This is a genomic window from Mycolicibacterium pallens (assembly GCF_019456675.1).
GTDB lineage: Bacteria > Actinomycetota > Actinomycetes > Mycobacteriales > Mycobacteriaceae > Mycobacterium > Mycobacterium crocinum.
The window spans coordinates 2,423,097-2,447,553 of sequence record NZ_CP080333.1 but is presented as its reverse complement, the minus strand read 5'-3'; the positions used below and the strand labels follow the sequence as shown (position 1 = coordinate 2,447,553).

At 65.4% G+C, this 24,457-nt stretch carries 25 protein-coding genes and 2 pseudogenes; 18 read left to right on the top strand and 9 right to left on the bottom strand.

All coding sequences use genetic code 11. The annotated features are described in order from the left end of the window. Window positions 1–2: 2 nt before the first annotated feature. Genes K0O64_RS12000 through K0O64_RS11990 form a run of 3 tightly spaced genes read right to left on the bottom strand, consistent with a single transcriptional unit; the run spans window position 3 to window position 1,091 of the window. Complete coding sequence (locus K0O64_RS12000; protein WP_434085468.1) at window positions 3–341, bottom strand: Rv1733c family protein; 339 nt, start codon at window positions 339–341, stop codon at window positions 3–5. Next, window positions 308–592: a hypothetical protein gene (locus K0O64_RS11995; protein WP_220046390.1), complete on the bottom strand. Its 285-nt coding sequence runs from the start codon at window positions 590–592 to the stop codon at window positions 308–310. The genes K0O64_RS12000 and K0O64_RS11995 overlap by 34 nt, the downstream gene beginning before the upstream one ends. A gap of 31 nt (window positions 593–623) precedes the next feature. Further along, window positions 624–1,091, bottom strand: a complete 468-nt coding sequence (locus K0O64_RS11990; protein ID WP_220046389.1) for a hypothetical protein — start codon at window positions 1,089–1,091, stop codon at window positions 624–626. A 259-nt stretch (window positions 1,092–1,350) separates the two neighbouring features. On the opposite strand from K0O64_RS11990, the gene K0O64_RS11985 reads away from it, so the two are divergent. Beyond that, window positions 1,351–2,244, top strand: a complete 894-nt coding sequence (locus tag K0O64_RS11985; protein ID WP_220046388.1) for a universal stress protein — start codon at window positions 1,351–1,353, stop codon at window positions 2,242–2,244. A gap of 18 nt (window positions 2,245–2,262) precedes the next feature. Here the strand turns inward: K0O64_RS11985 and K0O64_RS11980 are convergent, their stop codons facing one another. Next, window positions 2,263–3,867, bottom strand: coding sequence for a GAF domain-containing sensor histidine kinase (locus K0O64_RS11980; protein ID WP_220046501.1), 1,605 nt, complete (start codon window positions 3,865–3,867; stop codon window positions 2,263–2,265). A 370-nt stretch (window positions 3,868–4,237) separates the two neighbouring features. On the opposite strand from K0O64_RS11980, the gene K0O64_RS11975 reads away from it, so the two are divergent. The 3 genes from K0O64_RS11975 to K0O64_RS11965 all read left to right on the top strand — a co-directional run bounded on the left by K0O64_RS11975 (window position 4,238) and on the right by K0O64_RS11965 (window position 6,341). Continuing rightward, window positions 4,238–4,648: a SpoIIAA family protein gene (locus K0O64_RS11975; RefSeq protein ID WP_220046387.1), complete on the top strand. Its 411-nt coding sequence runs from the start codon at window positions 4,238–4,240 to the stop codon at window positions 4,646–4,648. Between the two features lie 10 nt (window positions 4,649–4,658). Then, window positions 4,659–5,543 carry a universal stress protein gene (locus K0O64_RS11970; protein WP_220046386.1) on the top strand — a complete coding sequence of 295 codons (885 nt, stop codon included), beginning with the start codon at window positions 4,659–4,661 and terminating at the stop codon, window positions 5,541–5,543. Window positions 5,544–5,666: 123 nt separating this feature from the next. Continuing rightward, the gene (locus K0O64_RS11965; RefSeq protein WP_220046385.1) at window positions 5,667–6,341 is read left to right on the top strand and encodes an SRPBCC family protein; all 675 of its coding nucleotides are present in this window, start codon (window positions 5,667–5,669) and stop codon (window positions 6,339–6,341) included. Here K0O64_RS11965 and K0O64_RS11960 read toward each other — a convergent pair. Beyond that, a complete protein-coding gene (locus K0O64_RS11960; RefSeq protein ID WP_220046384.1) occupies window positions 6,325–6,729 on the bottom strand; it encodes a nitroreductase family deazaflavin-dependent oxidoreductase in 405 nt (134 codons plus the stop codon). The genes K0O64_RS11965 and K0O64_RS11960 overlap by 17 nt on opposite strands. 181 nt (window positions 6,730–6,910) lie before the next feature. Here K0O64_RS11960 and K0O64_RS11955 point away from each other — a divergent pair, with 181 nt between their 5' ends. The 6 genes and pseudogenes from K0O64_RS11955 (at window position 6,911) to K0O64_RS11930 (ending at window position 12,362) form a co-directional block, all read left to right on the top strand. Continuing rightward, entirely contained in the window at window positions 6,911–7,141 is a 231-nt protein-coding gene (locus K0O64_RS11955; RefSeq protein ID WP_225933696.1) for a hypothetical protein, read from the top strand. Between the two features lie 4 nt (window positions 7,142–7,145). Next, window positions 7,146–8,945 (top strand): acetate--CoA ligase, encoded by a 1,800-nt coding sequence (gene acsA, locus K0O64_RS11950; protein ID WP_220046382.1) that lies wholly within the window; start codon window positions 7,146–7,148, stop codon window positions 8,943–8,945. 35 nt (window positions 8,946–8,980) lie between these two features. Further along, a complete protein-coding gene (pdhA, locus tag K0O64_RS11945; RefSeq protein ID WP_230986039.1) occupies window positions 8,981–9,919 on the top strand; it encodes a pyruvate dehydrogenase (acetyl-transferring) E1 component subunit alpha in 939 nt (312 codons plus the stop codon). Continuing rightward, window positions 9,916–10,885, top strand: a pseudogene (locus K0O64_RS11940) (alpha-ketoacid dehydrogenase subunit beta). Before pdhA ends, K0O64_RS11940 begins: the two are co-directional and overlap by 4 nt. Next, window positions 10,882–12,100, top strand: a pseudogene (locus K0O64_RS11935) (dihydrolipoamide acetyltransferase family protein). The pseudogenes K0O64_RS11940 and K0O64_RS11935 overlap by 4 nt, the downstream one beginning before the upstream one ends. A gap of 7 nt (window positions 12,101–12,107) precedes the next feature. Next, window positions 12,108–12,362, top strand: a complete 255-nt coding sequence (locus tag K0O64_RS11930; RefSeq protein ID WP_096312817.1) for an acyl carrier protein — start codon at window positions 12,108–12,110, stop codon at window positions 12,360–12,362. On the opposite strand, the gene K0O64_RS11925 is transcribed toward K0O64_RS11930, so the two are convergent. After that, window positions 12,334–13,725 carry a WS/DGAT/MGAT family O-acyltransferase gene (locus K0O64_RS11925; RefSeq protein WP_096312816.1) on the bottom strand — a complete coding sequence of 464 codons (1,392 nt, stop codon included), beginning with the start codon at window positions 13,723–13,725 and terminating at the stop codon, window positions 12,334–12,336. The two genes, K0O64_RS11930 and K0O64_RS11925, sit on opposite strands and share 29 nt — an antisense overlap. Before the next feature lie 108 nt (window positions 13,726–13,833). Here K0O64_RS11925 and K0O64_RS11920 point away from each other — a divergent pair, with 108 nt between their 5' ends. The 7 genes from K0O64_RS11920 (at window position 13,834) to K0O64_RS11890 (ending at window position 20,982) form a co-directional block, all read left to right on the top strand. Continuing rightward, entirely contained in the window at window positions 13,834–14,940 is a 1,107-nt protein-coding gene (locus K0O64_RS11920; RefSeq protein ID WP_071945611.1) for a 3-oxoacyl-ACP synthase III family protein, read from the top strand. Next, complete coding sequence (locus K0O64_RS11915; RefSeq protein WP_096311218.1) at window positions 14,924–15,799, top strand: 3-oxoacyl-[acyl-carrier-protein] synthase III C-terminal domain-containing protein; 876 nt, start codon at window positions 14,924–14,926, stop codon at window positions 15,797–15,799. The genes K0O64_RS11920 and K0O64_RS11915 overlap by 17 nt, the downstream gene beginning before the upstream one ends. Window positions 15,800–15,913: 114 nt before the next feature. Further along, window positions 15,914–17,008, top strand: coding sequence for a 4Fe-4S dicluster domain-containing protein (locus K0O64_RS11910; RefSeq protein WP_071945612.1), 1,095 nt, complete (start codon window positions 15,914–15,916; stop codon window positions 17,006–17,008). Next, complete coding sequence (locus tag K0O64_RS11905; RefSeq protein WP_071945614.1) at window positions 17,001–17,855, top strand: FAD/NAD(P)-binding protein; 855 nt, start codon at window positions 17,001–17,003, stop codon at window positions 17,853–17,855. The genes K0O64_RS11910 and K0O64_RS11905 overlap by 8 nt, the downstream gene beginning before the upstream one ends. After that, entirely contained in the window at window positions 17,856–18,617 is a 762-nt protein-coding gene (locus K0O64_RS11900; protein ID WP_071945616.1) for an NADH-quinone oxidoreductase subunit B family protein, read from the top strand. Beyond that, the gene (locus K0O64_RS11895) at window positions 18,614–19,906 is read left to right on the top strand and encodes a Ni/Fe hydrogenase subunit alpha (RefSeq protein ID WP_071945618.1); all 1,293 of its coding nucleotides are present in this window, start codon (window positions 18,614–18,616) and stop codon (window positions 19,904–19,906) included. The genes K0O64_RS11900 and K0O64_RS11895 overlap by 4 nt, the downstream gene beginning before the upstream one ends. Then, the gene (locus K0O64_RS11890; protein ID WP_220046381.1) at window positions 19,903–20,982 is read left to right on the top strand and encodes a hydrogenase maturation protease; all 1,080 of its coding nucleotides are present in this window, start codon (window positions 19,903–19,905) and stop codon (window positions 20,980–20,982) included. The genes K0O64_RS11895 and K0O64_RS11890 overlap by 4 nt, the downstream gene beginning before the upstream one ends. On the opposite strand, the gene K0O64_RS11885 is transcribed toward K0O64_RS11890, so the two are convergent. The 3 genes from K0O64_RS11885 to K0O64_RS11875 all read right to left on the bottom strand — a co-directional run bounded on the left by K0O64_RS11885 (window position 20,979) and on the right by K0O64_RS11875 (window position 23,301). Continuing rightward, the gene (locus K0O64_RS11885) at window positions 20,979–21,266 is read right to left on the bottom strand and encodes a hypothetical protein (RefSeq protein WP_096311212.1); all 288 of its coding nucleotides are present in this window, start codon (window positions 21,264–21,266) and stop codon (window positions 20,979–20,981) included. The two genes, K0O64_RS11890 and K0O64_RS11885, sit on opposite strands and share 4 nt — an antisense overlap. A gap of 147 nt (window positions 21,267–21,413) precedes the next feature. Next, window positions 21,414–22,289: a universal stress protein gene (locus tag K0O64_RS11880; RefSeq protein WP_220046380.1), complete on the bottom strand. Its 876-nt coding sequence runs from the start codon at window positions 22,287–22,289 to the stop codon at window positions 21,414–21,416. Window positions 22,290–22,305: 16 nt separating this feature from the next. Continuing rightward, entirely contained in the window at window positions 22,306–23,301 is a 996-nt protein-coding gene (locus K0O64_RS11875) for an Acg family FMN-binding oxidoreductase (RefSeq protein WP_220046379.1), read from the bottom strand. A 279-nt stretch (window positions 23,302–23,580) separates the two neighbouring features. Here K0O64_RS11875 and K0O64_RS11870 point away from each other — a divergent pair, with 279 nt between their 5' ends. Then, a complete protein-coding gene (locus K0O64_RS11870; RefSeq protein WP_071945629.1) occupies window positions 23,581–24,447 on the top strand; it encodes a universal stress protein in 867 nt (288 codons plus the stop codon). Window positions 24,448–24,457: the final 10 nt, after the last annotated feature.

Sequence of the window (24,457 nt, the reverse complement as noted above, 5' to 3'; positions counted from 1 at the left end):
GGTCAGGCGTCGCGGTTGCGCCGACCCTTGTCGGCCACCAGATCACTGAGTCTGCGGTCCCAGTCGGCATACCGGAGACGCTCGAGCCGCCTGCGGTACAAGGCCCACAGCCCGGCCCCCGTCCCGGCGACGGCAGCCCAAAAGCCCACCGCTGCAATGGCGGCCACGGTGACCGCGTCGCTGTGGGACAGCGGGGCCACGGTGGGGGTTCCCGTCGCGTCGACCCAAATCCTGGTCCGGTCACCGGCCTTCATCTCTTCGTCCGTGAACACGACCCCAGAATGATCGCGGCCGTCGAATTGCCACATCAGCGGGGTACGCAGGGAGGCCTGATACGGCAGTCTGATGATCGTGGTGTTCTGCGTCGCGATCGCATCGACGTGTTGAACACGACGCTGCTGCCCGCCGCGGTATGGGTGCGAGCGTCGAAGACCGCGGTACCCACTGCGCCCGCCAGCGGTAGGGCCAGCAGCGCCACGATGAGCACGACCACCAGCGCGCCGGCTTCCAAGCGATCACTGCCGCGCACGATGGGGTTGCGACCGATCAGCCGCTGTAGCCAACGCCCCGTCGTGAGTGTGAACGTCTGCATGGGAAGTGTCTCTCTGGTCGCCGCGGCCGGCCTAAGCCGCATGCCGGAGGTGCTTGGCAACCGCCTCGACGGTTCCCTTTTCCTTGGACCGGCGGGCGGCATATCCGATGAAGGTCAGGTACACGCCGATCACCGCCATGACGACATACACCGCCGTCAAGGCTGCGTGCCAACCGATCATCCGGTTCGCCATCGAGGCAAAGGCGGCGGGAAACGCGATCAGGATGACGCCGCGCACGACCATCATCCATCCCAACACCGATACGAGGACCTCGGCCGGGCTGCGCCAGTACTGGTGGAACGCGACGACCGCGATGCCGCCCAACAACACGAAAGCCCCGGTGACCCAGGGCCATACGGCACTTGCGGTGAATTGCGCCAGCAGCGCGGTCATCTCCGACCCGCGCAGCGCCGCAATGATGGCGATGGCTGCGACGAAGGGCCCGATGACGCGGGCGAACATCCTGGTTCGTCCGCGGGGCTCGTGATTGATGTTCATGTGTGTCCTCCTTCGGCCCTGCAGTATTGATGCAACCACCGCTCGACCCGGGTCGGCAGGGTCGAAAGCCACCGGTGCCACGCCATGGCTCGGCGCCCGTCGCGATCGCGTTCGGCGACCTTGTCCCTCAGCTGGAATGACCAAAGACCTTCGAGATCGGGGCGGCCACCGCGTTACGCTCAGCCCATCGGTCGAACGCTGCTGATCATCCGAGCGGAAGAGCCGCGCGGACAGCATGTTTCCCGGCGAGGAGCACATGATGTCCAACGAAATCACCCAGCAGGGCATCCTCGTCGGGGTAGACGGATCGGTGCATTCCGATGCGGCGGTGGAATTCGCGGTCCGCGAGGCCGTCATGCGCAACGTCGAACTGAGCATCGTCCACGTCGTCAGCCCCATCATCGGCGGGTATAGCGGCATCGGCATGTCTGTCGCGCCCTTGCCCGAAGACATCGGCCTCCAGATGGAGGATGAAGCGCGTCAGATCGTCGACGACGCCGTGCGCCTCGCCCGCGAAAGTGCCGCGGGCGCAGCGCTACAGGTCAGGGCCGAGACGCCGTTTTCTCCCGTGGCGTCGGCTCTCATCGACATGAGCAAGCAGGTACAGCTGGTCGTGGTGGGCAGCCGCGGGCGGGACGCGTGGCAGCGCGCGCTGCTTGGCTCGGTGAGCACTGCACTGGTTCACCATGCGCACTGCCCGGTTGCCGTTGTGCACGGGCGGGTGTCGCCCGAACACGCCCACGCGCCAGTTGTCGTCGGTATCGACGGGTCGCCGGCCTCCGAACGCGCGACCGAACTTGCCTTCAACGAGGCCTCGCTGCGTGGCGTCGACCTCGTCGCACTGCATGCCTGGAGTGATTCGGTGCTGCCCGGTATCGACTCGATTCCGATCGCGGCAATCCGTGCCGAGGCCGAAGAGACCCTCGCCGAACGGCTGGCGGGCTTTCAGGAGCGCTACCCCGACGTCGCGGTGCGCCGGCTCCTGGTAACCGACTCCCCCTCGCGCAACCTCCTGGCGGAGTCCGAGTCAGCGCAACTGCTGGTGGTGGGCAGCCACGGCCGGGGCGGCTTTGCCGGCATGCTCTTGGGCTCGGTGAGCTCGAAGGTCGTCCACGAAGCTCACACCGCGGTGATCGTCGCCCGCCAAGACTGAAGCACCCGTCGATCGACGTCATTCCGCCGTCAGTGGCGCTCTCCAGATCAATTGGGTGCCACCGGATTCGACGTCGGACAGCCGGAAGACACCACCCACCGACTCTGCCCGCCGGGCGAGGTTGCGCAGACCGCTGCTGCGCTTGTTGTCCGCGGGTATTCCGCTGCCGTCGTCGGTGACCACGATGCTGAGGTTGTCGCCCACGGCGATGCTGACAGTGATCTTGTCGGCGCCGGAGTGCCGGACCGCGTTGCTCACGGCCTCGGTCACCACGGCTTCCGTGTGTGCGGCCAGTTCGGGGGCGATGATGCTCAGCGGGCCGGTGAGATTCAATGTCGCGGCGACGTCGCGGTTGCTCGTCAGTTGATCGAAGACGGTGTGAATGCGCGCCGCGAGCCCCTCTCCGGAATCCGCTGGATGCTGCAAATTGAAGATCGTGGAGCGGATCTCGGTGATGACAGCCTGCAGCTCGTCGACCGACCGCGAGAGCCGCTGCGCCAACTCAGGTTCTCGTATCCGAGCGATCGCACCCTGCAGATCCAATCCGACGGCAAACACCCGCTGGATCACCTGGTCGTGCAGATCATGGGCGATGCGCTCCCGATCGCCGAGAAGCGCGAGCTCAGCCGCATAATGCCGTGCCCGGTCGATTGTCAGGGCGATGGCCGCGTGGCCGGCGAAATCCCCTACCAGGTTGAGGTATTCGGTGCCGAACCGCGGAGCGTTGACGCTGCGCGCCACCACCAGCACCCCCAGGCTCTGCCCGTCAGCGCACAACGGCGCGACGACCGCCGGACGTTCGCCAACATCGGTGAACGCCTGGATCGGCTTGCGGAACGTCTCGGTGATCAACGGCTCGCCGGAGCGAAACACCGACCCGCTGGTCGACCCTTCCACCGGAATACGTTGGCCCAGTACCTCATCCGCATATCGGCCAACAGCAGCAGACACCACGAGCGTGTCCACCTCGTCGGCGGGCTGATCAGCATCCTCCGGAAAAAGCACGATGGCCTGCTCTGCCTCGGTGAGCTCACATACCCGCTCGGCGATGAGCTGCAACGGTCTGAAGTGCTTCCCGTCAGAAAGGATGGCGGCCGTGATTTCACGACTTGCACTCGTCCACAACGACGCAATGCGCGTTACCTCGAACAACCGGGCGTTGTCGATGGCGACCGCCGCAACCGAGGCCAGTGCCTGCGCGGTCACTTCGTCGGACTCGCTGAAGGAGTGCCCGACCCGATCATCGGCGACGTAGAGGCTGCCGAAAACCTGCTCGCGGATTCGGATCGGGATGCCGAGGAACGCTCGCATCGGCGGGTGCCCGTCCGGAAAGCCCGCCGAGGCCGGGTGTTGCGTCAGATCGTCGAGCCGTAACAGCTCAGTCCGTTCGCGCAGTTCGCCCAGGATCCCCTTGCCGACCGGAAGGTGGCCAATGCGCTCAACGGACTCGTCATCCATCCCGTCGTGGACGAAGGAAGTCAGCAAGCCGTCGCTACCCCATACCCCGATTGCGCCGTACCGCGCCCCCGTCAGGGTCAATGCGGCACTGATGATCCGGTGCAGCGTCGGATCCAGCTCCAGGTCGGAGCTGATCTCGATCGCCAGTTGGAGCAGCAAGCCCATTTGGTCGCGGTCGGCGGCCAGCTCGTCGAGCTGATCATGAATCCGGCGCACATCCCCCGAACGCTCCCGACCGAACTGCAACCCACGCCTACTTTCGCTGATCAACCCCGTCCCCCGCGCTGTGCCGGTGCCACTCACCGGATTGTGACAGTCCGATCTTGCCCACGACAGGGCGCGCGCCCATGCGTTTCAGCAAAATCCGATGTCGGCGCGTGCTGTTACAGATATCCGTAATGCTCGCTTGGATACCGCGCCGTTGCGCACGGGGTAGAGGCACCCGTGCCGGCCGGCACCGCCCTCGATGACCTTCTCCCCTAACTCGCGAACGTCTGTCGCGACACGATATCGACACGGCGATCGAGGAGGGCACGTGATCGAGTTACTGGCCGGCTTGCCAGATGACGTCGTCGCCTTCGCACTTCACGGCACGGTGTCCAAGGCCGATTACGACAATGTGCTGATCCCGGACATCAAAGCCAAACAGCTTCAGCACAACAGAATTCGGTTGTATTGCGAATGCGGGCCAGACTATGCCGGAATCGACCCCGATGCACTGTGGGAAGACACTGAGTTCGGCTTCGACTACCTCTTCGACTGGGACCGCGCAGCGATGGTCACCGACGCCGACTGGATGCGACAGGCAGTGAAGTTCTTCGGCGGTGTCTTCGGCTTCCTGGCCCCGGTCGGACAGTGGTGCGTGTTCCCGCACGCCGACATCGACACCGCACGCGAGTGGGTCGTAGGGACGGTTCGGGAACCCGACTTTATTCACCTCGAGTGAAGGAGGAGAAATGTCTGCAGATACGACGCAGCGGGGAATCGTGGTGGGTGTCGACGGCTCAGCGGTCGCGAAGACCGCCGTCGGCTGGGCGGCACGCGAAGCCGCCCTCCGCAACGTTCCTCTGACGATCGTCACGGTGATCAACCCGATGATGGCAACCACCATCCGTGGGGTGCCGATCATGTCGGAAAGCTATCTGAGCTGGCTGGAAGACGAGGGCCGCACAGCGCTCGGCGACGCCCTCAAAGCCGTCGAAGACGGTACGTCGACTACGCGGTCTATCGAGGTCCGCACCGAGATGCTGACAGGCCCGGTCGCCGCGACGCTGGTCGAGATGTCCCAGGACGCCGATCTGATCGTGGTCGGGAGCCGCGGCCTCGGCGTGATCGCCCGCGTCCTGCTCGGGTCGGTCAGCACCGCACTGATTCATCACGGGCGGTGTCCCGTCGCCGTGATCCCGCGCAACCCCCTGCACACGCCCTCCCCGGCACCGGTAGTTGTCGGGGTCGACGGATCACCGGCATCAGAGGCGGCGACCGCGATCGCGTTCGACGAAGCCTCGCGCCGGGGCGTCGAACTGGTCGCCCTACATGTCTGGAGCGATACCGAAATGCTGGGCTTCCGGGTACCCGACTGGTCGATCGTGCAGGCCGAGGCCAATGAGCTTCTGGCTGAACGGCTTGCCGGATGGCGCGAACGGTACCCCGACGTGACGGTGTGCCGTGTCGTCGCATGCGATGAGCCGGCGCGCCGGCTGATCGAGCAGTCCCGGTCGGCCCAGCTGGTGGTTGTCGGCAGCCACGGCCGTGGTGGTGTCATGTCAACGTTGCTGGGTTCGGTGAGCTCGGCGGTGGTTCACGCCGCTGAGGTGCCGGTGATCGTGGCGCGCCGGTGAGGGTACGGCTGCGATGCATGGAGCCGGAGGTCCCAGGTTGTCAGGCCCTTTGTCGACCCCGACCCACCGCATCAGGGTCCACCGGCCCTACCGCACTCGGAGAGTCCGTCGCAGAGTGGGGCCATGACGACAGCGATGCTTCGCTTGGGCGCAACCGCCGCAGTTCTGATGGCGGCCAGACAGTTCTTCCGCAACTGGGGCACCACCAAAGACGAGTGTTCGATGGCGTTGCCCGGCGACGACCTGGTCGGTCAACCTGCGGTGGTGACGACCGAAGGGGTGACGATCGAGCGGCCGCCGGACGCGGTGTGGCCGTGGCTGATTCAAATCGGCCAGGACCGCGCGGGTTTCTACGCATACCAGAAATTGCAGACGTTGGCCGGGCTCGACTACCACGACGCCGATGAGATTCACCCGGAATGGCAGCACCTCGCCGAAGGCGACACCGTTCGTCTGGCGCCCCGGGGTTGGCTCGGTCTGAAAGACGGCATCGTGGTGACGGTGGCCCGGCTCGAGGCGGGCCGATCGCTCGTTCTCCGCACCGCGGGCAGCCGAAACTTCTGGGACGCCGTCTGGTCGCTGAACGTGGTGCCGTCCGGTAACGACCACACCCGCCTCTTGATCCGCACCCGGGTACCGCTGCGTCAGCCGGGAGCCGTGTTGGGCGCCGAACTGATCGCGCCGGCGAAAGCTTTCATCACGCGGGCCATCCTGCTCGGGATCAAACAACGGGCGGAGAGCGAAGCCAGCACGCACTCGCCGGCCGTCCCCGCGACATCGCCTATTTCGCCAGCGTGACGCGCAGAAATTTATCAATGCCCAGCCGACGGAAGCCCCGGCGCCGTCGAGGTGAGAGCAACGCTGCCGCCGATGTCGCATCGATGATCTCCGGTGCCACGACGTCGTAGGTCGAGCCTGCCGAGGTGATCGTTGCACGGCCGGCCGCAAGCACGTTGCGAACCCAGTCGACCCCCGTGCCGTAGGGCAGCGGAACGACAAAACCGTCCGATACCGGATCCGCCACCACCGGGGTGACGTAGCTCTTGCCCGACTTTCGGCCGGTGTGCCGAATGACGCTGGCATACCAGTGTTTACGGCCTGCCAGCTGTAGCATCGCCGGATTCAACACATACTTGTTGAAGGTGCGCACGAGGTCTCGGACCGAGTCCATGGCGGTGTCGCGCATTCTCCGAATACTGGCACCGATGGCCGTCCCCAGGCAGAGCCGAGGCGTCCCTAGGCCGTGGGACATCGTGCGGTGGCTCTGTTGACTTTCGTCTCTATTGTCGCCGCGAGCGGCTGGAAACGATGGGGTGGTCCCACCCGACCGAGAGGGGCCGACAATGACGTCGACTTTCCATAGGACCATGAACCACGAAGAACTCGAGATCGTTGCGTGGGGATTTCTCCGTAGTGAGTTCACATCGGAGATCTATTGCGATTGGCCGATCGACCGCCGAGTCGACGCCTATCTCCTCCATTACGGACCGGCGCAGCTGCTGAATGACGGGTCCGCCTACAACGCACTTCTCGACCGCATCATGGCGAATATCGGTCCCGCCTTGCGCAAGGGAGTGCTCCCTTCACCGGAGGGATAGCACCGTGACGGTTATCCACAAAGCAGCCAAAGACTGGAAAGTCGACCCGAACTTCGTCGACTACGAGGGAACGCGCCGGGGATTCGACTGGTCGTCGGCGCCCGACGTGTGCGCCGGCATGGGGCCCGGAGCCTGCAACATCGCCTATGCGGCTGTCGATCGTCATCAGGACGGCCCGGCGGCGTCACGCACCGCGCTGCGATTCGTCTCGGCTCTCGACACCGACGGCGCAGTGGCCACCCGCGACATGAGCTACGGCGAGCTGGGCCGGTTGACCCGACAGTTCACCAACGTGTTGCGGTCGCTCGCGATCGGCCGAGGTGACCGAGTGTTCACACTCATGGGCCGCACCCCGGAGCTCTACATCAGCATCATGGGCGCGCTGCGCAACGGAAGCGTTGTGTCACCGTTGTTCTCGGCGTTCGGACCGGAGCCGATCGCGACCCGGCTCAGCATCGGCGAGTGTGACGTGCTCATCACGACCAAGGCGATCTTTCGCAAGAAACTGGCCAAAATCCGCGACCAGCTGACGTCGGTGCGACACATCCTGGTGGTCGACGACACCGTCGACAACGACGCCGCGCGCGGGACGCTGAACTTCTGGCACTTGATGGACAAAGCCGACGACAACGCACCCATCGAGCCGACCACGGCCGACGATCCAGCGCTGCTTCACTTCACCAGCGGCACCACCGGCACCCCGAAGGGTGCCTTGCATGTCCACGGTGCCGTACAGATGCACTACCTCACAGGTCTGTACGCCCTTGATCTCCACCCTGAGGACATCTATTGGTGCACAGCCGATCCCGGCTGGGTGACCGGGATGTCCTATGGCGTGATCTCCCCGCTGCTGCACGGTGTCACCTCGATCGTCGACGAGGCCGAATTCGATGCCACCCGGTGGTACACGATCCTGCAGTCGCAGGGCGTATCTGTCTGGTACACCGCGCCGACGGCGATCCGGATGCTGATCAAGGCCGGCCCAGAGCTTGCGGCTCAGTTCACGTTCCCGCATCTCCGGTTCATCGCCAGCGTCGGCGAACCGTTGAACGCGGAGGCCGTGTGGTGGGGGCAACGTGTGCTCGGATTGCCCATCCACGACAACTGGTGGCAGACCGAAACCGGCGGCATCATGATCGCCAACACCCCCGCGTTCGACATCAAGCCGGGCTCGATGGGCCGGCCGCTGCCCGGCATCGATGCGTGCGTCGTGCGTCATCGCGACGACGGATCGGTGTCGGTCATCGACGAACCGGACGTCGAAGGCGAGCTGGCACTCAAACTCGGCTGGCCGTCGATGTTCCGGGAGTACCTGCACCAAGAAGACCGCTACCGCAAGTGCTTCACGGACGGGCTGTACCTCACCGGTGACCTCGTCAAGCGTGACTCCGACGGGTACTTCTGGTTCGTCGGCCGCGCCGACGACGTGATCAAGTCGGCGGGTCACCTGATCGGGCCGTTCGAGGTGGAGAACGCGTTGACCGATCACCCGGCGGTCGCCGAAGCAGCCGTTATCGGCAAGCCGGATCCGACCGTCGGCGAAGTCGTGAAGGCATTCGTCACTCTCAAAGACGGTTTCTCCGCCGACGACGAACTACGACTTGACGTGCTCGGCCACGCGCGCAAACACCTCGGTGCCGCGGTCGCGCCCAAGGAGATCGAGTTCGTCGACTCGCTGCCGCACACCCGCAGCGGAAAGATCATGCGGCGGCTGCTCAAAGCCCGTGAGCTCGGGCTGCCCGAGGGCGACATATCCACCGTGGAAACGATGGCCGAAACCCACGCGCCGGCGGTGTCGTCGTGACCGATCGCGAGCTTGTGCTCAACCTCCTCTCCGACATGGTTCGGGTTCGCCGGATGGAGGAGAAATGCGCAGAACTGTACAGCGAGAGCAAGATTCGTGGCTTTCTGCACCTGTACGTCGGTGAGGAGGCGGTAGCGGCAGGTTCGTTGCGCGCACTGCGCCCCGACGATGCGGTGGTAGCGACCTATCGCGAGCACGCACACGCGCTGCTTCGCGGCATCCCGATGAAGTCGATCATGGCCGAGATGTTCGGTAAGCAGGAGGGTTGCTCGCGCGGCAGGGGCGGCTCGATGCACCTCTTCGACGCCGCCACCCGCTTCTACGGTGGCAACGCGATCGTCGCAGGCGGGTTACCCCTTGCCGTCGGCCTCGGTCTATCCGACGCCGTGAAACACCGAAATCGGCTGACTGCGTGTTACTTCGGTGACGGAGCGGTCGCGGAGGGTGCGTTTCACGAGTCACTGAACATCGCTGCGTTGTGGCGGTTACCGGTGCTGTTCTGTTGCGAGAACAATCTGTACGCAATGGGTACGGCACTGGACCGGGCCCAGTCGCAGACCGACCTCACCGCCAAGGCAGCGGCCTACAAGGTGCCGACTTTGTCGGTGGACGGGATGGATGTGACCGCCTGCCTCAACGCCGCGCAGTACGGTTCCGAGCACATCGAAAGCGCCGGCGGCCCGTTCTTCATCGAATTCCGCACCTACCGATTCCGCGCGCATTCGATGTTCGATCCGGAGCTCTACCGCGGCAAGGACGAAGTCGGGGAGTGGCGCAAGCGCGACCCGATCCAGCTGTTCAGCGAGAAGCATCTCCAGAACGGCAGCACCACACCCGCCGACATCGCAGCGATCGAATCCGCAGCGGATGACGAAGTGGCGGAGGCGGTCGCCTTCGCCGACGCGGGGACCTGGGAGAGCGTTGACGATCTCGAGCGCGACGTGTTGACCCCGCCACAGGAGGTTGCCCAATGAAGACGACATACCGCGCCGCCCTGCACGACGCGCTGCGCGACGCACTGAACGACGATCCGAGCGTGCTCCTGCTCGGTGAGGACGTCGGCCGCTACGGCGGCACCTATGCGGTGTCCAAAGGCCTGCTCGACGAGTTCGGCCCGGACCGGGTGCGCGACACCCCGCTGTCGGAGTTGGGTTTCGTCGGCGTCGGAATCGGCGCGGCGCTCGGCGGTCTTCGCCCCATCGTCGAAGTCATGACCGTGAACTTCAGCCTCCTTGCCCTCGACCAGATCGTGAATACCGCTGCGGCGCTGCGACATATGTCCGGCGGCCAGTTCTCGGTGCCACTGGTCGTCCGCATGGCGACCGGAGCCGGCAGGCAGCTGGCCGCCCAACATTCGCACAGCCTGGTACGCCCACATTCCCGGCATCAAGGTCGTAGCTCCGGCGACTGTGCAGGACGCGTACGGCATGCTTGGCACCGCCCTCGCCGACCCCGATCCGGTGATCTTCTTCGAGCACGTCGCGCTCTACAACACCGCAACCGACGTCGACAACCTGGTCCCCACCGACATTTCCCGCGCCGCCATCCGGCGGTCCGGATCCGATGTCACGGTGATCACCTACGGTGGCTGCCTGCCCAAAGCCCTGGACGCGGCCAACGAACTGTCACTGGCCGGAATCGACTGTGAGGTCATCGATCTGCGCGTGCTGCGCCCCCTGGACACCGACACGATCCTCGAATCCGTCCGCAAGACACATCGGGCCGTTGTGGTCGACGAGGCCTGGAAAACCGGCAGCCTGGCCGCCGAGATCAGCGCACGCATCGTCGAAGGCGCATTCTTCGACCTCGATGCACCGGTGGCCCGGGTGTGCAGCACCGAGGTGCCGATGCCGTATGCCAAACACCTCGAGCAGGCCGCGTTGCCGCAGCCGGACAAGATCGTCGCGGCGGTCGAGGGCCTCCTGGGCGCATCGTCATGATCGATTTCCAGATGCCGGCGCTCGGAGCCGACATGGATGAGGGAACGCTCAACGAGTGGCTCGTGCAGCCCGGTGACACCGTGTCCCGCGGACAAGTGGTCGCGGTGGTGGAAACCACCAAGGCCGCGGTGGAGATCGAATGCTGGCATGACGGCACCGTCCATGAACTGCTGGTGCCGGTCGGCGAAACGGTCCAGGTGGGAACCCCCCTCGCCACCCTGCTCGAACCCGGGGAGAGCGCCGAGAGCATCCCCGAAAAGCGCGTCGCACCCACACCAGTGACCGAGGCCGCCGAACCACGAGAACCGTTGCCCGCAATGCCAACTCCGGCCGCGCCGCCCAGCCACGGCCCCCGCCCCGGAGACCGCGCCTCATCATCGTCGATGGGTCTCCCCTGCCGCACGTCGTCTGGCTCTGTCGCTCGGCGTCGATGTCGAAGCGGTGACCGGGACCGGCCCACAGGCAGCGGTCACACTCAGCGATGTCGAACATGCGGCGGCGGTGGTGGCGATGCCACCGGCGGCCAAGCCCGCTGTCAAGGATCGCGCCACCGAGATGCGCAAGTCGATCGCCGCCGCGATGAGCCGGTCCAAACGGGAGATCCCGCACTACTATCTCGCCGACGAGATCCTCCTGGACAAGGCGCTCACCTGGTTGGCCGATCGCAATGCCGAGCGGCCCATCACCGAGCGCATTCTGCCTGCGGTACTGCAGCTGAAGGCTGTTGCCGTGGCGGCCCAACGGTTCGGCGAGTTCAACGGGTTCTGGCGCGACGACGGGTTCGAAGGCGCATCAGCGGTTCACGTCGGGGTGGCGATCTCGCTACGCGGAGGCGGACTCGTCGCGCCCGCCATCCACAATGTGGCCGAGAAGAATCTGTACGACCTGATGGGTGGGCTGACCGACCTGGTCGCCCGCGCGCGTGCCGGTTCGCTACGCAGCTCCGAGGTGTCGGATCCGTCCATCACCGTGACCAACCTCGGCGATCAGGGCGTCGATACCGTATTCGGTGTCATCTACCCGCCGCAGGTGGCCCTCGTCGGATTCGGGCGGCCAACGCAACGGGTGTGCGCCGTCGACGGCGGAATCCGGATATGTACCACCGTGCAGGCGACGCTGGCGGCCGACCATCGGGCCAGCGACGGCCACCGAGGCGCGCTGTTCTTGTCCGCGATCAACGAGTTGCTGCAGCAACCCGAGCTCCTAGAGAAATGACTTGACCATGGCTGACAACGATATTCGCGCCGAGATCCTCTCCGTCTTGACGACGATCGCGCCAGAGGTCGACGCCGACGAGATCAGTGACGACGTATTGTTGCGCGACCAGGTGGATCTCGACTCGATGGACTGGCTGAACTTCCTGATCGGCATCCACAAACGACTGCAGGTGGATATCCCCGAGGCGGACTATCAGTCGCTACGGACGCTGTCCGACGTCACTGACTACGTCAGTCACCGTTTGGCGCAGAGCTTCTGACCCCCGCGGACACAGCCGATAACTGGGCGACCGCCTGTTCGATACCCCGCGCCAATTCGTCGACATCGGAGGTGGTGTCGTAGTCGGCGATGATGCCGAACACCAGACTGTCCGCATAGCTGAGAATCGCAATGCCGGTGCGAAGTTGAAGCGCGATCGGTGGAATGGGTAGGACACTCACAACTTCCCGGCCCAGGATTCGGGATCGCTGACGCGGTCCGGGAACATTCGTGGCGACGGTCACGACTCCGCGTTGCGGCAATCGCGTGAGCAGCCGAACCGCCCATGCCGTCAACGGGAACGGCAGGAGACCAATCGACGAAATGAAGCCACTGCCGGCTTGACGCTGGCCGCTGCCCTTGGCGGTGGTCAACCGGCCGTGCACCTCGTGCAGCTGGTCAACAAGATCTTCCTTTTCCACCGGAAGGCACGGCAGCATCAGCGACACGCGGTTATCGACGGCCTCTCGCGCGTCGTTGGATCGAATAGACACCGGCACCAGCGTCCGCAGCGAGTTGCGCCGCGGCCGCTCGCCCCGCCGAACCAGCGCCGCCCTGAAGCTGGCGGTGATCGCAGTCAGCGCGACATCGTTGACGGTGACGCCGAATTCGTGGCAGATCGTCTCCACCTCCTCGAGGCTCACCCGCGCGGCGCTGTAACGACGCATCGTGCTGACCGGGCCGGCCAGCGATGATGTGGCCGCCGGGCGGAGCAGGCCGCCGGTGATCTCGACGACACCCCCGACGGCCAACGTTGCCGCGTTCGTCACGCCGACGGCAGCCTGCCAGATGCCGGATGCCCAATCCAACGGGTTCAGGCTGACTTTGGGGACGCGCACACCGCGGTCTGTCGGCTCGTGGGCGGCGCGGATCTCGCTCGCGAACGTTGCACCTTCCCCATCATCGCTGAAACTGGAGAGCAGATGCATGGTCGCGATGCCGTCCGCGACGCAGTGATGAATCTTCACCAGAACTGCCCACCGGCCGCCGGCCAAGCCCTCGATGATCCAGCATTCCCACAACGGACGGTCGCGGTCCAAGCGGCGCTCCATCACGTCCGCGACGAATCGGAACAGACTCTGGTCATCACCGGGGTCCGGCAGCGCCGCGCGATGAACGTGATGGGAGAGATCGAAATTGGGATCCTCGACCCACTCCGGTGGTTCGAGGTCGAGCACATGGGTGCGCACCATCTGTTTGAACCGGGGAATGCTCACGATCCGGTCGGCAACGTTGTCCACCAGTGACGCGAAGTCTGGCATCGGTCCTTCGATCACCGACACGCCGCCGACCGCCAAACTCACATGGCGGTCCGAATCCTCGGCCTCGAGGAAGCCAGCATCCAGAGTGCTCAGATGCTCCACGAAACCCACTCTGCGCCCGCAGGAAAGCACCGGCAAGGGCCCAAGGTCCCGGTCGCCGATGTCCAATGATCCCTATCAGATCACCCGTGACTGACCCACGATGGATCAATGACGCGCAAGCGTTGGTTGATGATGGAACCGTCGGGAAGCGATGAGGCAGCGCCTTATCGCACTCGAGTGGCCGGCGCCGGCAGGCATTTGCCACCCACTCACCTCACGACCGACGAGTTGATGTCGGCGACGCGACACCGTACCCACATCGACCTCGAACGGCTGACGGGAATTCGCGAACGCCGAGTGTCGGTGGGCGATGAGGACTCCTATAGCCTCGCGACCGCTGCGGCATTGGACTGTCTGGCGAAGGCTCAGCGGCAACCCGATTCGATCGACGCCGTGATCAGTTGCAGCATCACGAAATTCCGGGACGGCCTCACCCAGTGGTTGGAACCGACGATGAGCAGTGCGGTGGCCCAGGCCATCGGCGCCGAGACGGCCTTGACGTTCGACGTCTCCAACGCCTGCGCCGGCATGCTGACCGGCGTCACCATCGCGAACAACTGGATCCGGCAGGGCATCATCGAGCGGGCGTTGGTGGTCAGCGGCGAGTACATCTCCCAGCTCGGGCAGAACGCGGCCCGTCACATCCGCTCGATCATGAGCAAGGAGCTGGCCTGCCTGACCCTCGGTGACGCAGGCGCGGCACTCCTGCTGGAGCGTGCACCGGCCGGTTCGGCCGGCATAACTCTGGCCGGCTTCACCACCGTGGCCGATTACAGCCGACTGTGCCTGGCTTACCCCAAGGGGCCCGATCCCGGCGGCCGTATGTTCACCGATGCGCGCGGCATCCACCGGGCGGCGATGTCCAACACCCCACTACTGCTGCACGAAGTGCTCGAGACAGTCGGCATCTCGATCCACGACATCGATCATGTGATCACCCATCAGACTTCCGCTCGGGCGATCCGCAAGGGCATGGCCACGCTCGCCGACGATTTCGGCGACAACCCGCGACACGATGCGGTTATCACCGTCGACAGATACGGCAATACCGCGTCCACCACGCACACGGTGGCGCTGGTCGAGGAACTCGAAGCGAAACACATTCGGCCTGGGGAGACCATCGCGCTCATCGCTCTGGCGTCCGGACTCGAAATCGGCGTGGTCTTGCTGACTTTGGACGAGGAACTGGTGGGTCGATATGGGCACTGTGATTGAACAGGTCGCCGTGGGCGAGAGCCGGTGGCGGCACCGGCACAGCGCCCTGCATCTCGCGGTCGACACCGCACAGGATTGCCTACGCAAGGCGGCCCGCCACCCTCACGACGTCGACCTCCTGGTCAACGCGGGAATCTATCGCGACCGCAATCTCGGGGAGCCGGCACTCGCAGCGCTGATCCAAGAGGACATCGGCGCCAATCCCGAAGACCCGCATGCGGGCACGCACGGAACATTCTCCTTCGACGTCGCCAACGGCGCATGCGGCCTGCTGTCCGCGCTGCAGATCGTCGACGGCTTTCTCACGTCAAAGACCATCGACTGTGCGATGGTCGTGGCAAGCGACGCCGATCCCGGCCGCGGTATGAGTGAACACTTTCCGTTCGCACCGGCCGGCGCGGCACTGCTGTGCAGCCGGACCGACGAAGCCGCCGGACTCGAGCAGGTGCACTGGGCGAGCGTTCGAGACCGCAGCGAAACATTCAATGCCACAGTGGGTCTCAGAGACCACAAGAACGTCCTCCGCTTCCACCAGACCCTCCGGCGCGACGACGAGTTCGCCACCGCCGCGGCTGACGCCGCGCAGCGCTGCCTCCGCGCGTCCTCGCACACCATCGCAGACGTCGACGTCATCGTCGCTGCGCCTGCGTGGCCCGGCTACCGCGCGTCGTTGGCCGAGAAGTTGGGGGTGGCCGCTGATCGAGTCGTGGTCGCCGACGACGAAACAATGCACACCGCATCCCTGGCGGCGGCCTTCTCTCGGGCGACCTCGGACTGTGGCGGTGGCGACCTTGTGCTCCTGATTGCGGCGGGGGCCGGGATAACTGCAGGCGCAGCTCTGTACCGCATGCCGCGGTAGGTGGGCCCAGTCAGCGCCCTCGAGCCCTCCGACGGAGCACGGAAGGACCTTTGACGGTTATCTGGGGACCCAAGACCATGCTCCTGGCTGCTACCGGTCGCGCACCATTACCCCATGACGAACGCGGTCATCGACGCCGCAGGCTTGGCCGAACTGGTGTCCGCGCTGATCGACCGCGGGTACCGGGTGGTGGGCCCCACCGTCTCCGACAACGCGATCGTGCTGGCCGAGCTCGAGTCGGCCGACGAACTTCCTCTCGGCTGGGGCGTCGACGTGGGCCCCGGCCACTACCGGCTGCGCCGTCGGGATGACGACGCGGTCTTCGGCCATTCGGCGGGACCGCAGTCGTGGAAGCAGTTCCTGCACCCGCCGCGGCAGCGAGTGTGGTCATCGGACGGTGCTGCCCCCGAGGATTCACCGCGATATGCCTTCCTCGGGGTGAGGGGATGCGATCTCGCGGCGATCGCGATACTCAACGGAGTGCTCGGCACGGGCAGCCACCCGGACCAGGGATTCGTGGGACGGCTCGGCCGCATCTTCGTGGTAGCCGTCAACTGCACTGAACCCGGCGGCCTGTGCTTTTGCGCATCCATGGGAACCGGGCCTCAGGTCGGCCCGGGCTACGATCTTGCACTCACCGAGTGCGTCGACAGCAGCGGACGCCACTACCTGGTCGACGTCGGCAGTGACGAGGGTGCGCAGGTGTTGGCCGCGCTCCCCCAGCGGGATGCCGGCCCCGACGAAATCGCTTCCGCGAGAACCCAAGTGACCGATGCCGCACAGCACATGGGTCGGCAGATGCCGACCACAGACCTACGGGAACTGCTGATCGAATCGCGGGAGTCCCCACACTGGGACGAGGTCGCCAGTCGGTGTCTCACCTGCGGCAACTGCACCATGGCGTGTCCCACCTGCTTCTGCACCAGCGTCACCGACGTCACCGATCTCACCGGTGAGCACAGCGAACGATGGATGAGTTGGGCGTCCTGTTTCGAGTTCGACTTCACGTTCGTTCACGAGGGCAGCGTGCGGCAGTCCGGGGAATCGCGATATCGGCACTGGATCTCCCACAAACTAGGCACGTGGCACGACCAGTTCGGGAGCAGCGGATGCGTGGGCTGTGGCCGATGTATCGCGTGGTGTCCGACCGGAATCGACATCACCGAAGAGATGCACGCCCTCGCCCGGGAGCGCGACGGCGATGACTGACACCGTCACCTGGCCGGCATCGCCGTCAGCGATGAGCCCGGTCCCCTATCGGGTGCGCAAAGCCGTGTCCGAGAATCGCGATTCCTCGACGTTGGAGCTCGAACCGGTGGACCGGCCGCTACCCGCTCCCCTGCCGGGCCAATTCATGATGATGTACGCCTTCGGGATCGGCGAGATCGCGATTTCCGTCAGCGGTCTCACCGTCGGTGCCGACGCCACCATCACCCACACGATCCGGTCGGTGGGCGCGGTCAGCCGCGCGTTGCACGACGCGCAACCGGGAACGGTGATCGGAATCCGCGGCCCGTTCGGCACCGATTGGGGCCTGCGGGCCGCGACGGGGCGCGACCTCGTGATCGTCGCCGGCGGTGTCGGACTGGCCCCCCTTCGCCCCGTCGTCCTCGGCGTGCTGGCCGACCGCGCCGCCTACGGCACGGTCACCCTGATCGCCGGGGCGCGTTCTCGCGACGATTTCCTGTTCAGTGACGAGTTGCAGCGATGGGCCGCCAGCGACGCCATCGATGTGCACCTGACCGTCGACGTGCCGGTGCAGGGGTGGCCCGGCGAGATCGGATTCGTCACCGAACCGCTGCGCAGGCTGCCGCTGCGGGCGGAGAACACGTCGGCGTTCCTGTGCGGCCCCGAACCGATGATGCACAACAGTGCCCTCGAGCTGATCCGAAAGGGCTTGGCTCCCAGTTCGATCCGAGTCTCGCTCGAACGCAACATGCAGTGCGGAGTCGGTTGGTGCGGACACTGCCAATTGGGTTCACTGCTGTTGTGCCGAGACGGACCGGTCGTCGGATATGACATCGCCGCGCCGCTACTCGCAGTCAAGGAGTTGTAGATGAGCAGCACTCCCACCTTGGCGGTGTGGAAGTTCGCTTCCTGCGACGGATGCCAGCTCACGTTGCTGGACTGTGAGGACGAACTGCTGACCCTGGCCGGACAGGTGCGCATCGCGACCTTCCTGGAAGCCTCCAGCGACGTCGTCGCAGGGCCCTACGACGTGTCGCTCGTGGAAGGTTCGATTACCACTGCCGCCGATGAGCGGCGGATCAAGGCGATTCGCGAGCAGTCCACGATCCTCGTCGCGATCGGCGCGTGCGCGACAGCGGGCGGCATCCAGGCCCTGCGCAATTTCGCCGATGTCGACGAATTCGCCTCAGTCGTCTACGCGAAGCCCGAGTACATCGACACGCTCGCGACGTCCACGCCGGCATCGACACATGTGACGGTCGACTACCAGTTGCAGGGTTGCCCCATCGACCGCGGCCAGCTTCTGGACACGCTCGCCGCCCTATTGGTAGGGCGTAAACCTCGGCTGCCGGCCAAGACGGTGTGCACCGAATGCAAGATGCGTGGAGTGACCTGTGTCGTTGTTGCCGAGGGCATTCCGTGTCTCGGCCCGGTGACCCACGCCGGCTGCGGTGCCTTGTGCCCGTCGCACCACCGTGGTTGCTACGGGTGTTTCGGACCGGCTGCGACACCCAACACCGGCGCCCTGATCCCGGTGCTGAATCGAGACGGGATGTCGGACGCCGGTGTGGACCGCGTCTTTTCGACGTTCAACGTCACCGCCTTCACCGCCGAACGGAACGATCGATGACTCCTGAGGTCCGCACTCTGACAGTGGGCGCCTTGACGCGCGTCGAGGGCGAAGGGGCGTTACATGTCACGTTGGTGGACGGGGCGGTCGACAGCGTCGAACTCAACATCTATGAGCCGCCCCGCTTCTTCGAAGCCTTCCTGCGCGGCCGCGCCTACACCGAACCACCAGATCTCACCGCACGTGTCTGCGGTATCTGCCCGGTCGCGTATCAGATCAGTGCATGCAACGCGATCGAGGACGCCTGCGGGATTTCGGTCGGACCGGAACTGGCCGCCCTGCGCCGGCTGCTGTACTGCGGCGAATGGATCCACAGCCACGCCCTACACATCTTTCTGTTGCACGCGCCGGATTTCCTGGGCTATCCGGACGCCATCAGTATGGCCAGGGATCATCCCGATCTCGTCAAGCGCGGCCTGGCGATCAAGAAGACCGGCAACCGGTTGATGGAAGTGATCGGCGGCCGGGCCATTCATCCGATCAATGTTCGACTGGGCGGCTTCTATTCGGTTCCTCGCGCACGCGACCTCGAACCGTTGGCGCAGATGCTGCGCCGCTCGCTCGACGACGCTCTCGAAACATTACGAGTGATAACCGAATTCGAGTTTCCCGACGTCGAGTTCGACCACGAGTTCCTCTCGCTGTCCGACGGGGACCGATACCCCATCGAGAACGGCTCGATCTTGCGCAGCGCCGGATCGGCCTTCGACATCGCAGATTTCAGTGACCACATCGTCGAAGCACAGGTGAAGCATTCCACCGCCCTGCACGCGACATTGGACGGCAAGCGGTACCTGACCGGTCCGCTGGCCCGCTATTCACTCAACTCCGCGACGCTGTCCCCCGTCGCGGCCGAGGCCGCCACAGCCGCCGGACTCGGGCCGATCTGTCGAAATCCGTTTCGCAGTATTGTGGTTCGCATTGTCGAGGTGGTCTACGCCATCGAGGAATCGTTGCGGATCATCGCCGAATACGAGCGTCCGTCGAAGCCGTTCGTCGACGTGCCGGTGCGCGCCGGCATCGGGCATGGCGTCAGCGAAGCCCCACGTGGGCTGCTTTACCACCGTTACGAGATCGGCGGCGACGGTCTGATACGTGAGGCGCTACTGGTGCCGCCGACGTCGCAGAACCAGGGCGCCATCGAGTATGAGATGGCAGCGCTCGTCGCGGCGAACTTGTCGCTCGAGGATGCACCGTTGACATCGTTGTGCGAGAGGTCGATCCGCAATCACGACCCGTGCATCTCGTGTTCGGCACACTTTCTGACGCTGACGATCGACCGCACATGACAGGCGGCGTTCTCGTGATCGGGATCGGCAACGAGTATCGGTCCGACGATGGGGTGGGTTTGGCGGTCGCCGCCGACGTCGCCGCGCGGCAGCTCCGCGGTGTCGAAGTGCTGTCGGCGCCGCCCGACCCGGGACTGATGCTCGACGCGTGGACCGGACTGCCGCTCGTCGTTGCGGTGGATGCGGCCGCCGGACCCGGCGCGGTCGCAGGCCGGGTTCGCCGTTGGGTTCCCGGCGAACAACCACAGCCCACGGTCGTCAGCTCGCATTCGCTTGGGCTGCCAGAGATCTACGCGTTGGGTCAGACCCTAGGTCGGATACCGCGCAGGTTGGTGGTCATCACCGTCGAGGTCAAGGATGTCGGCTACGGTGTCGGGCTATCGGCAGTCGTCGCCGCCGCGGTGCCCGCGGCCGTCGAGTCGTCCTCGCCGAAGTGCAGAACGTGCAGCCGGCATCTTCGTCCACCCCGCCCCCACGTGTCGATGCCTGAGCGCGCGGCGCCCCGTCCGGGGTTCGGTCGGGTGGTCATCGTTGCGTCGGCTGGGGGTATCCCGGCCGTCAGCGCGGTGCTGGGCGGACTTGCCGGCGACATCACCGTGCCGATCAGTGTGGTGCAACATCGGGCAGCGCCGCAGGACGACCACGATGCGTTGGCTGAAATCCTGTCGCACCGCACGCGATTGGCGGTGCGTGTCGCGGTCGAGGGCGGGTCGGCAGCCCAACCGGGCATCACGGTCGTGCCGGGTCACACCATGGTGACCATCGACTCCCGAGGACGCTGGGCATTTGGCCGCCTCCCGTGGAACAACCGGCCGGGAGACGCTCTGCTGGTCAGTTCGGCCGCGGCATCGCCGACGATCGCCGTCATTCTGACCGGAATGCTGAATGACGGCTCGGAAGGGTGCCGCGCGGTGCAGTCAGGCGGCGGCCTGGTGATCGTCGAGGATCCACGCGACGCGAGCGCCGCCGATATGCCGAACAGCGCCATCGCAACCGGCTGCGTCGACGCTGTTCTTCCGCTGCGCGATATCGCCGCCGCGCTGTCGGTCCTCACCCAGACTGATCCGGCCGCTTAGTGATCGGCGTCGGATTTGGTCAGTACGTGGTCGGCGGTCTTGAGCAGGCTGCGGTGAAACTTGTACTGTGCCGAGATCAGGTCGTCGGCCAATTCCAGGGCGGCCTCCACGATCTTGTTACGCAGCGGCGCAACGGATTCGGGGATGGCTTCATCGACGGTGCTGCGGAATTTGCGCAATGCCGCCCCAGCGGCGTGCTGGCCGGCTTTGGCCGACTCACGCAGCTCTTCGGCGAGGTCAGCGGTCGGTGAATCAGGGACGCTCTGCTGCACTGTCTCGGTCATGACAGGACTCCTTGTCTCTCTATTAGGACTGTGAGACAAGCCTATTCGGGTCGCGGATCGGGCACACCGGGCGAAGGTCCCCTGACTGGCGTGCGATAGTCCACGATTCTTGATGCCCGGGTCCGCTTCGGCGTGATCGCCGCAGAACTACTGCCCGCGCGCGATGAGGACGGGTATCCGTACGGACTGGACGACCGCGGCGCTGACGGAGCCGAGCAGCATGCCGGCGAACCCGCCGCGGCCGTGGCTGCCGACCACGATGAGTTGAGCCTGTTTCGATTCCTCGATCAGACGATCGGCGGCCCCATGGCCGACGACTACCCGGCGGACGACGACGTCTGGGTAGCGTTCTCCCCATCCGGCCAAGCGCTCGCCGAGCACTTCTTCTCCCTGGCTTTCGATTGCCGGCCAGTCGACGTCGGGATAGTTCCAGCCATCCCAGTTCGTGCAGGCGTGGACCGCCACCAGTTCGACTCCGCGGCGGGACGCTTCATCGAACGCGATCGCAGTTGCCGATTCCGAACAGGGTGACCCGTCGATACCGACAACCACTGGAGCGGCCGCGGGCGGATACACATTGTCATCGTGGATCACCGCGACCGGGCAATGGCCGTGATGGCTCAGTGCCGACGAGACCGAGCCCAGCAAGCGCCTGGCGCGGCCACGGCCATGGGCTCCCACCACGACCAGTTGGGCGTCTTTCGACAGATCCGCCAGCGTGATCGCCGCGACCCCATTCATCATTTCGCTGTTGATCTCGATGGGGTCGGCTTCGGTCACGCGGCAGGCCATTGCCCGAGCCGACTGCAGGATGTCGCGCCCCTCGTCTTGCTGCCAGACTTCGAAACCAGACGGGACTTCCACGCCGGGAAACACGCTCACCGTTGGGGAGACGACATGCAGCAACGTCAACGGCACCTTGTGTAAGGCCGCTTCGCGGACCGCCCATCCGACAGCGACCTGTGCTGCCGGCGATCCGTCGACGCCGACGATGATGCCGTGGTGCGTTGTGGTTGCCGCCATGTGCCTCTCCTATCGCTTACACCAAGAACGCGGAGCCGTCCAAGCGGTGGAGGCCGTCGGTTAGCGGTCGTCGTGGAGTCGCCGGTAAGGGGTCGGCGTTCACCGGTGCCCAGCCCACCCGCAGCATGATCTGAGGGAATTGTTCGCCGCCGAATACGTCCCCGCGGACCGCCTCTCGAGTGTCCGTGATCTCAAGTACCTCCGAGACCGCGCACGAGGCCAGGCCTTGAACGGTCGCGGTGAGCATGACCGTGCTGGCCGCCTCACCGGCGCGCAATTGGCACCCGATATCGTCGTCCGCCGTCCCGAGGGCGAGCAGGACACCGTTGTCCTCGGCTGCGGGCGCATCGGCGGGTTGGTCGAGTGTCGACTCGAAGAAGATCCGGCCAGGCACCACCGCGGCGCCATCGATGAGTGGAACATTTTGCGCGGGTACACCTTCGGTCGCCGCGTAGCGGCCGGTCCACGCCATCAGCTCGTCAACATAACCGGTGTCCGTGCTGTGCCTGGCCACTGCCTGTTCCAGCAGTGCGACAAACTTGTCGGTGGTCTCGATCCGCCGCATCGTGACACCGAGGCGTGCCGCCCGAGCACCCATCAACGCGATGTCCCCCATCGCAACGGGCCAGGAGCTGTAAATCCGCCGATCGGTTCGGCGCCGGGGTATTGCCGCAGCCATGGCGATATCGGCCTCCGTCGGCGATCCACGGTGGACCTCCACGGACGCCAGGTGCTCGGGGTCGTCGGGATTCGGGATCCGGTGGACGGAGGCGCGCCAACCCAACGCCGCCAGAGCGACGGTCGCGTGATGCAGGGCGGCCCCGCAGCTGACGATCAGGTCGCGGCAGTCCGGATCGGTATGCGGCAGACGAAGGTCGAGGCGCGAATACAAGTTGAGGCTATGCGAACCGACCCGCCACTCCCAGGGCTGGGTGTTGTGAATCGACGGCGCGCGGCCGGCCAGCTCCAAGGCCGCACACAGGGTGGCGTCGTCAGGAAAATTCGTCGTCATCAACTCCCACCACCTTCGCTGTTGTCCGACCAACCGACGATGCCTGGGCGGCGGCACAGCAGGCCAGAGCCGCAAGTCATCAAAGTTGATGACCCGCGGTCTGCGGGTCTTGTCCGGATTTCCCACCGACGAGCGCAGAACCCGCCTGGTGAACGTGCGAATCCGACACCGGCACCGCTGAGGACTAGTGGGCCCTCGGGCAGGGACTTTCGCCCCTGCGTACCGCCAATTTTTGACGGTAGCGTCGAAAGCGTCCCGGCAACCTGACAGGAACCGGCCATGCCCAAGCGAGAATATGTCGCGCCGTCCGTAGTCGTCGGCGTGGACGGTTCACGGTGGGCTATCGAGGCAGCATGCTGGGCCGTCGATGAGGCGATTCGCCGGGACATCCCGCTGCGGTTGGTCTATGCCCTCGACCCGGGAGAAGGCGGCACCGACGATGCTGGGGCGCTCGCCCGCCGGTTTGCCGCGGCTCAAACGGCTGTGCGCTGTGCGGCCGCCGCCATCGAGTCGACCGACGAACCAGTCAAGATCGAGGCGGAGATCGTCCATCAACCGCCGGTGCCCGCGTTGCTCGACGCCTCCGGAGGCGCCGCGCTGTTGTGCGTCGGTGCCATCGGACTCAATCATTTCCGCGACGGCCACGTCGGCTCCACCGCCACTGCGCTGGCGGCAGGGGCGCACTGCCCGGTGGCCGTCGTCAGGGGACACGACCCGGTGCCGTCGGCACAACGCTGGGTAGCCGTCGAGTTGGACGGGTCAACGGGTGATGCCGTCCTGCGGCACGGGTTCGACGAGGCGCGGTCGCGGAGGGCACCGCTGCGAGTACTGACCATTTGGCGGTCGCGATATCCCGATATCCATGACGACCATGCGGTGGCCGCCGGAAACCGAGATGCCAAGGCGGCGTTGGAACGCCGCCTGAAGTGCTGGCGCAGTAACTATCCCGACGTCAACGTCAGCACTGCGGCTGTGCACGGGAACTCACTGAGTTATCTGATGGCGCAGGGTAATTCGATTCAGCTGCTGGTGGTGGCCCACGAACGCGGCGAAGGTATCGCAGAACTGCTCGGAGCGGCGGGCAATGCGGTGCTTCAGCGCGCCGATTGCTCGGTATTGATCTGCGAGCCGCAGAACCGGTTATGAGCCACAACAG

Bases quoted from the DNA above. Each gene is read 5' to 3' on its own strand.
- K0O64_RS11995 (WP_220046390.1), bottom strand. From the start codon at position 592: ATGCAGACGTTCACACTCACGACGGGGCGTTGGCTACAGCGGCTGATC.
- K0O64_RS11990 (WP_220046389.1), bottom strand. From the start codon at position 1,091: ATGAACATCAATCACGAGCCCCGCGGACGAACCAGGATGTTCGCCCGC.
- K0O64_RS11985 (WP_220046388.1), top strand. From the start codon at position 1,351: ATGTCCAACGAAATCACCCAGCAGGGCATCCTCGTCGGGGTAGACGGA.
- K0O64_RS11980 (WP_220046501.1), bottom strand. From the start codon at position 3,867: ATGGGCTTGCTGCTCCAACTGGCGATCGAGATCAGCTCCGACCTGGAG.
- K0O64_RS11970 (WP_220046386.1), top strand. From the start codon at position 4,659: ATGTCTGCAGATACGACGCAGCGGGGAATCGTGGTGGGTGTCGACGGC.
- K0O64_RS11965 (WP_220046385.1), top strand. From the start codon at position 5,667: ATGACGACAGCGATGCTTCGCTTGGGCGCAACCGCCGCAGTTCTGATG.
- K0O64_RS11960 (WP_220046384.1), bottom strand. From the start codon at position 6,729: ATGCGCGACACCGCCATGGACTCGGTCCGAGACCTCGTGCGCACCTTC.
- K0O64_RS11955 (WP_225933696.1), top strand. From the start codon at position 6,911: ATGAACCACGAAGAACTCGAGATCGTTGCGTGGGGATTTCTCCGTAGT.
- pdhA (WP_230986039.1), top strand. From the start codon at position 8,981: ATGGTTCGGGTTCGCCGGATGGAGGAGAAATGCGCAGAACTGTACAGC.
- K0O64_RS11930 (WP_096312817.1), top strand. From the start codon at position 12,108: ATGGCTGACAACGATATTCGCGCCGAGATCCTCTCCGTCTTGACGACG.
- K0O64_RS11920 (WP_071945611.1), top strand. From the start codon at position 13,834: ATGACGCGCAAGCGTTGGTTGATGATGGAACCGTCGGGAAGCGATGAG.
- K0O64_RS11915 (WP_096311218.1), top strand. From the start codon at position 14,924: ATGGGCACTGTGATTGAACAGGTCGCCGTGGGCGAGAGCCGGTGGCGG.
- K0O64_RS11910 (WP_071945612.1), top strand. From the start codon at position 15,914: ATGACGAACGCGGTCATCGACGCCGCAGGCTTGGCCGAACTGGTGTCC.
- K0O64_RS11905 (WP_071945614.1), top strand. From the start codon at position 17,001: ATGACTGACACCGTCACCTGGCCGGCATCGCCGTCAGCGATGAGCCCG.
- K0O64_RS11900 (WP_071945616.1), top strand. From the start codon at position 17,856: ATGAGCAGCACTCCCACCTTGGCGGTGTGGAAGTTCGCTTCCTGCGAC.
- K0O64_RS11895 (WP_071945618.1), top strand. From the start codon at position 18,614: ATGACTCCTGAGGTCCGCACTCTGACAGTGGGCGCCTTGACGCGCGTC.
- K0O64_RS11890 (WP_220046381.1), top strand. From the start codon at position 19,903: ATGACAGGCGGCGTTCTCGTGATCGGGATCGGCAACGAGTATCGGTCC.
- K0O64_RS11885 (WP_096311212.1), bottom strand. From the start codon at position 21,266: ATGACCGAGACAGTGCAGCAGAGCGTCCCTGATTCACCGACCGCTGAC.
- K0O64_RS11880 (WP_220046380.1), bottom strand. From the start codon at position 22,289: ATGGCGGCAACCACAACGCACCACGGCATCATCGTCGGCGTCGACGGA.
- K0O64_RS11875 (WP_220046379.1), bottom strand. From the start codon at position 23,301: ATGACGACGAATTTTCCTGACGACGCCACCCTGTGTGCGGCCTTGGAG.
- K0O64_RS11870 (WP_071945629.1), top strand. From the start codon at position 23,581: ATGCCCAAGCGAGAATATGTCGCGCCGTCCGTAGTCGTCGGCGTGGAC.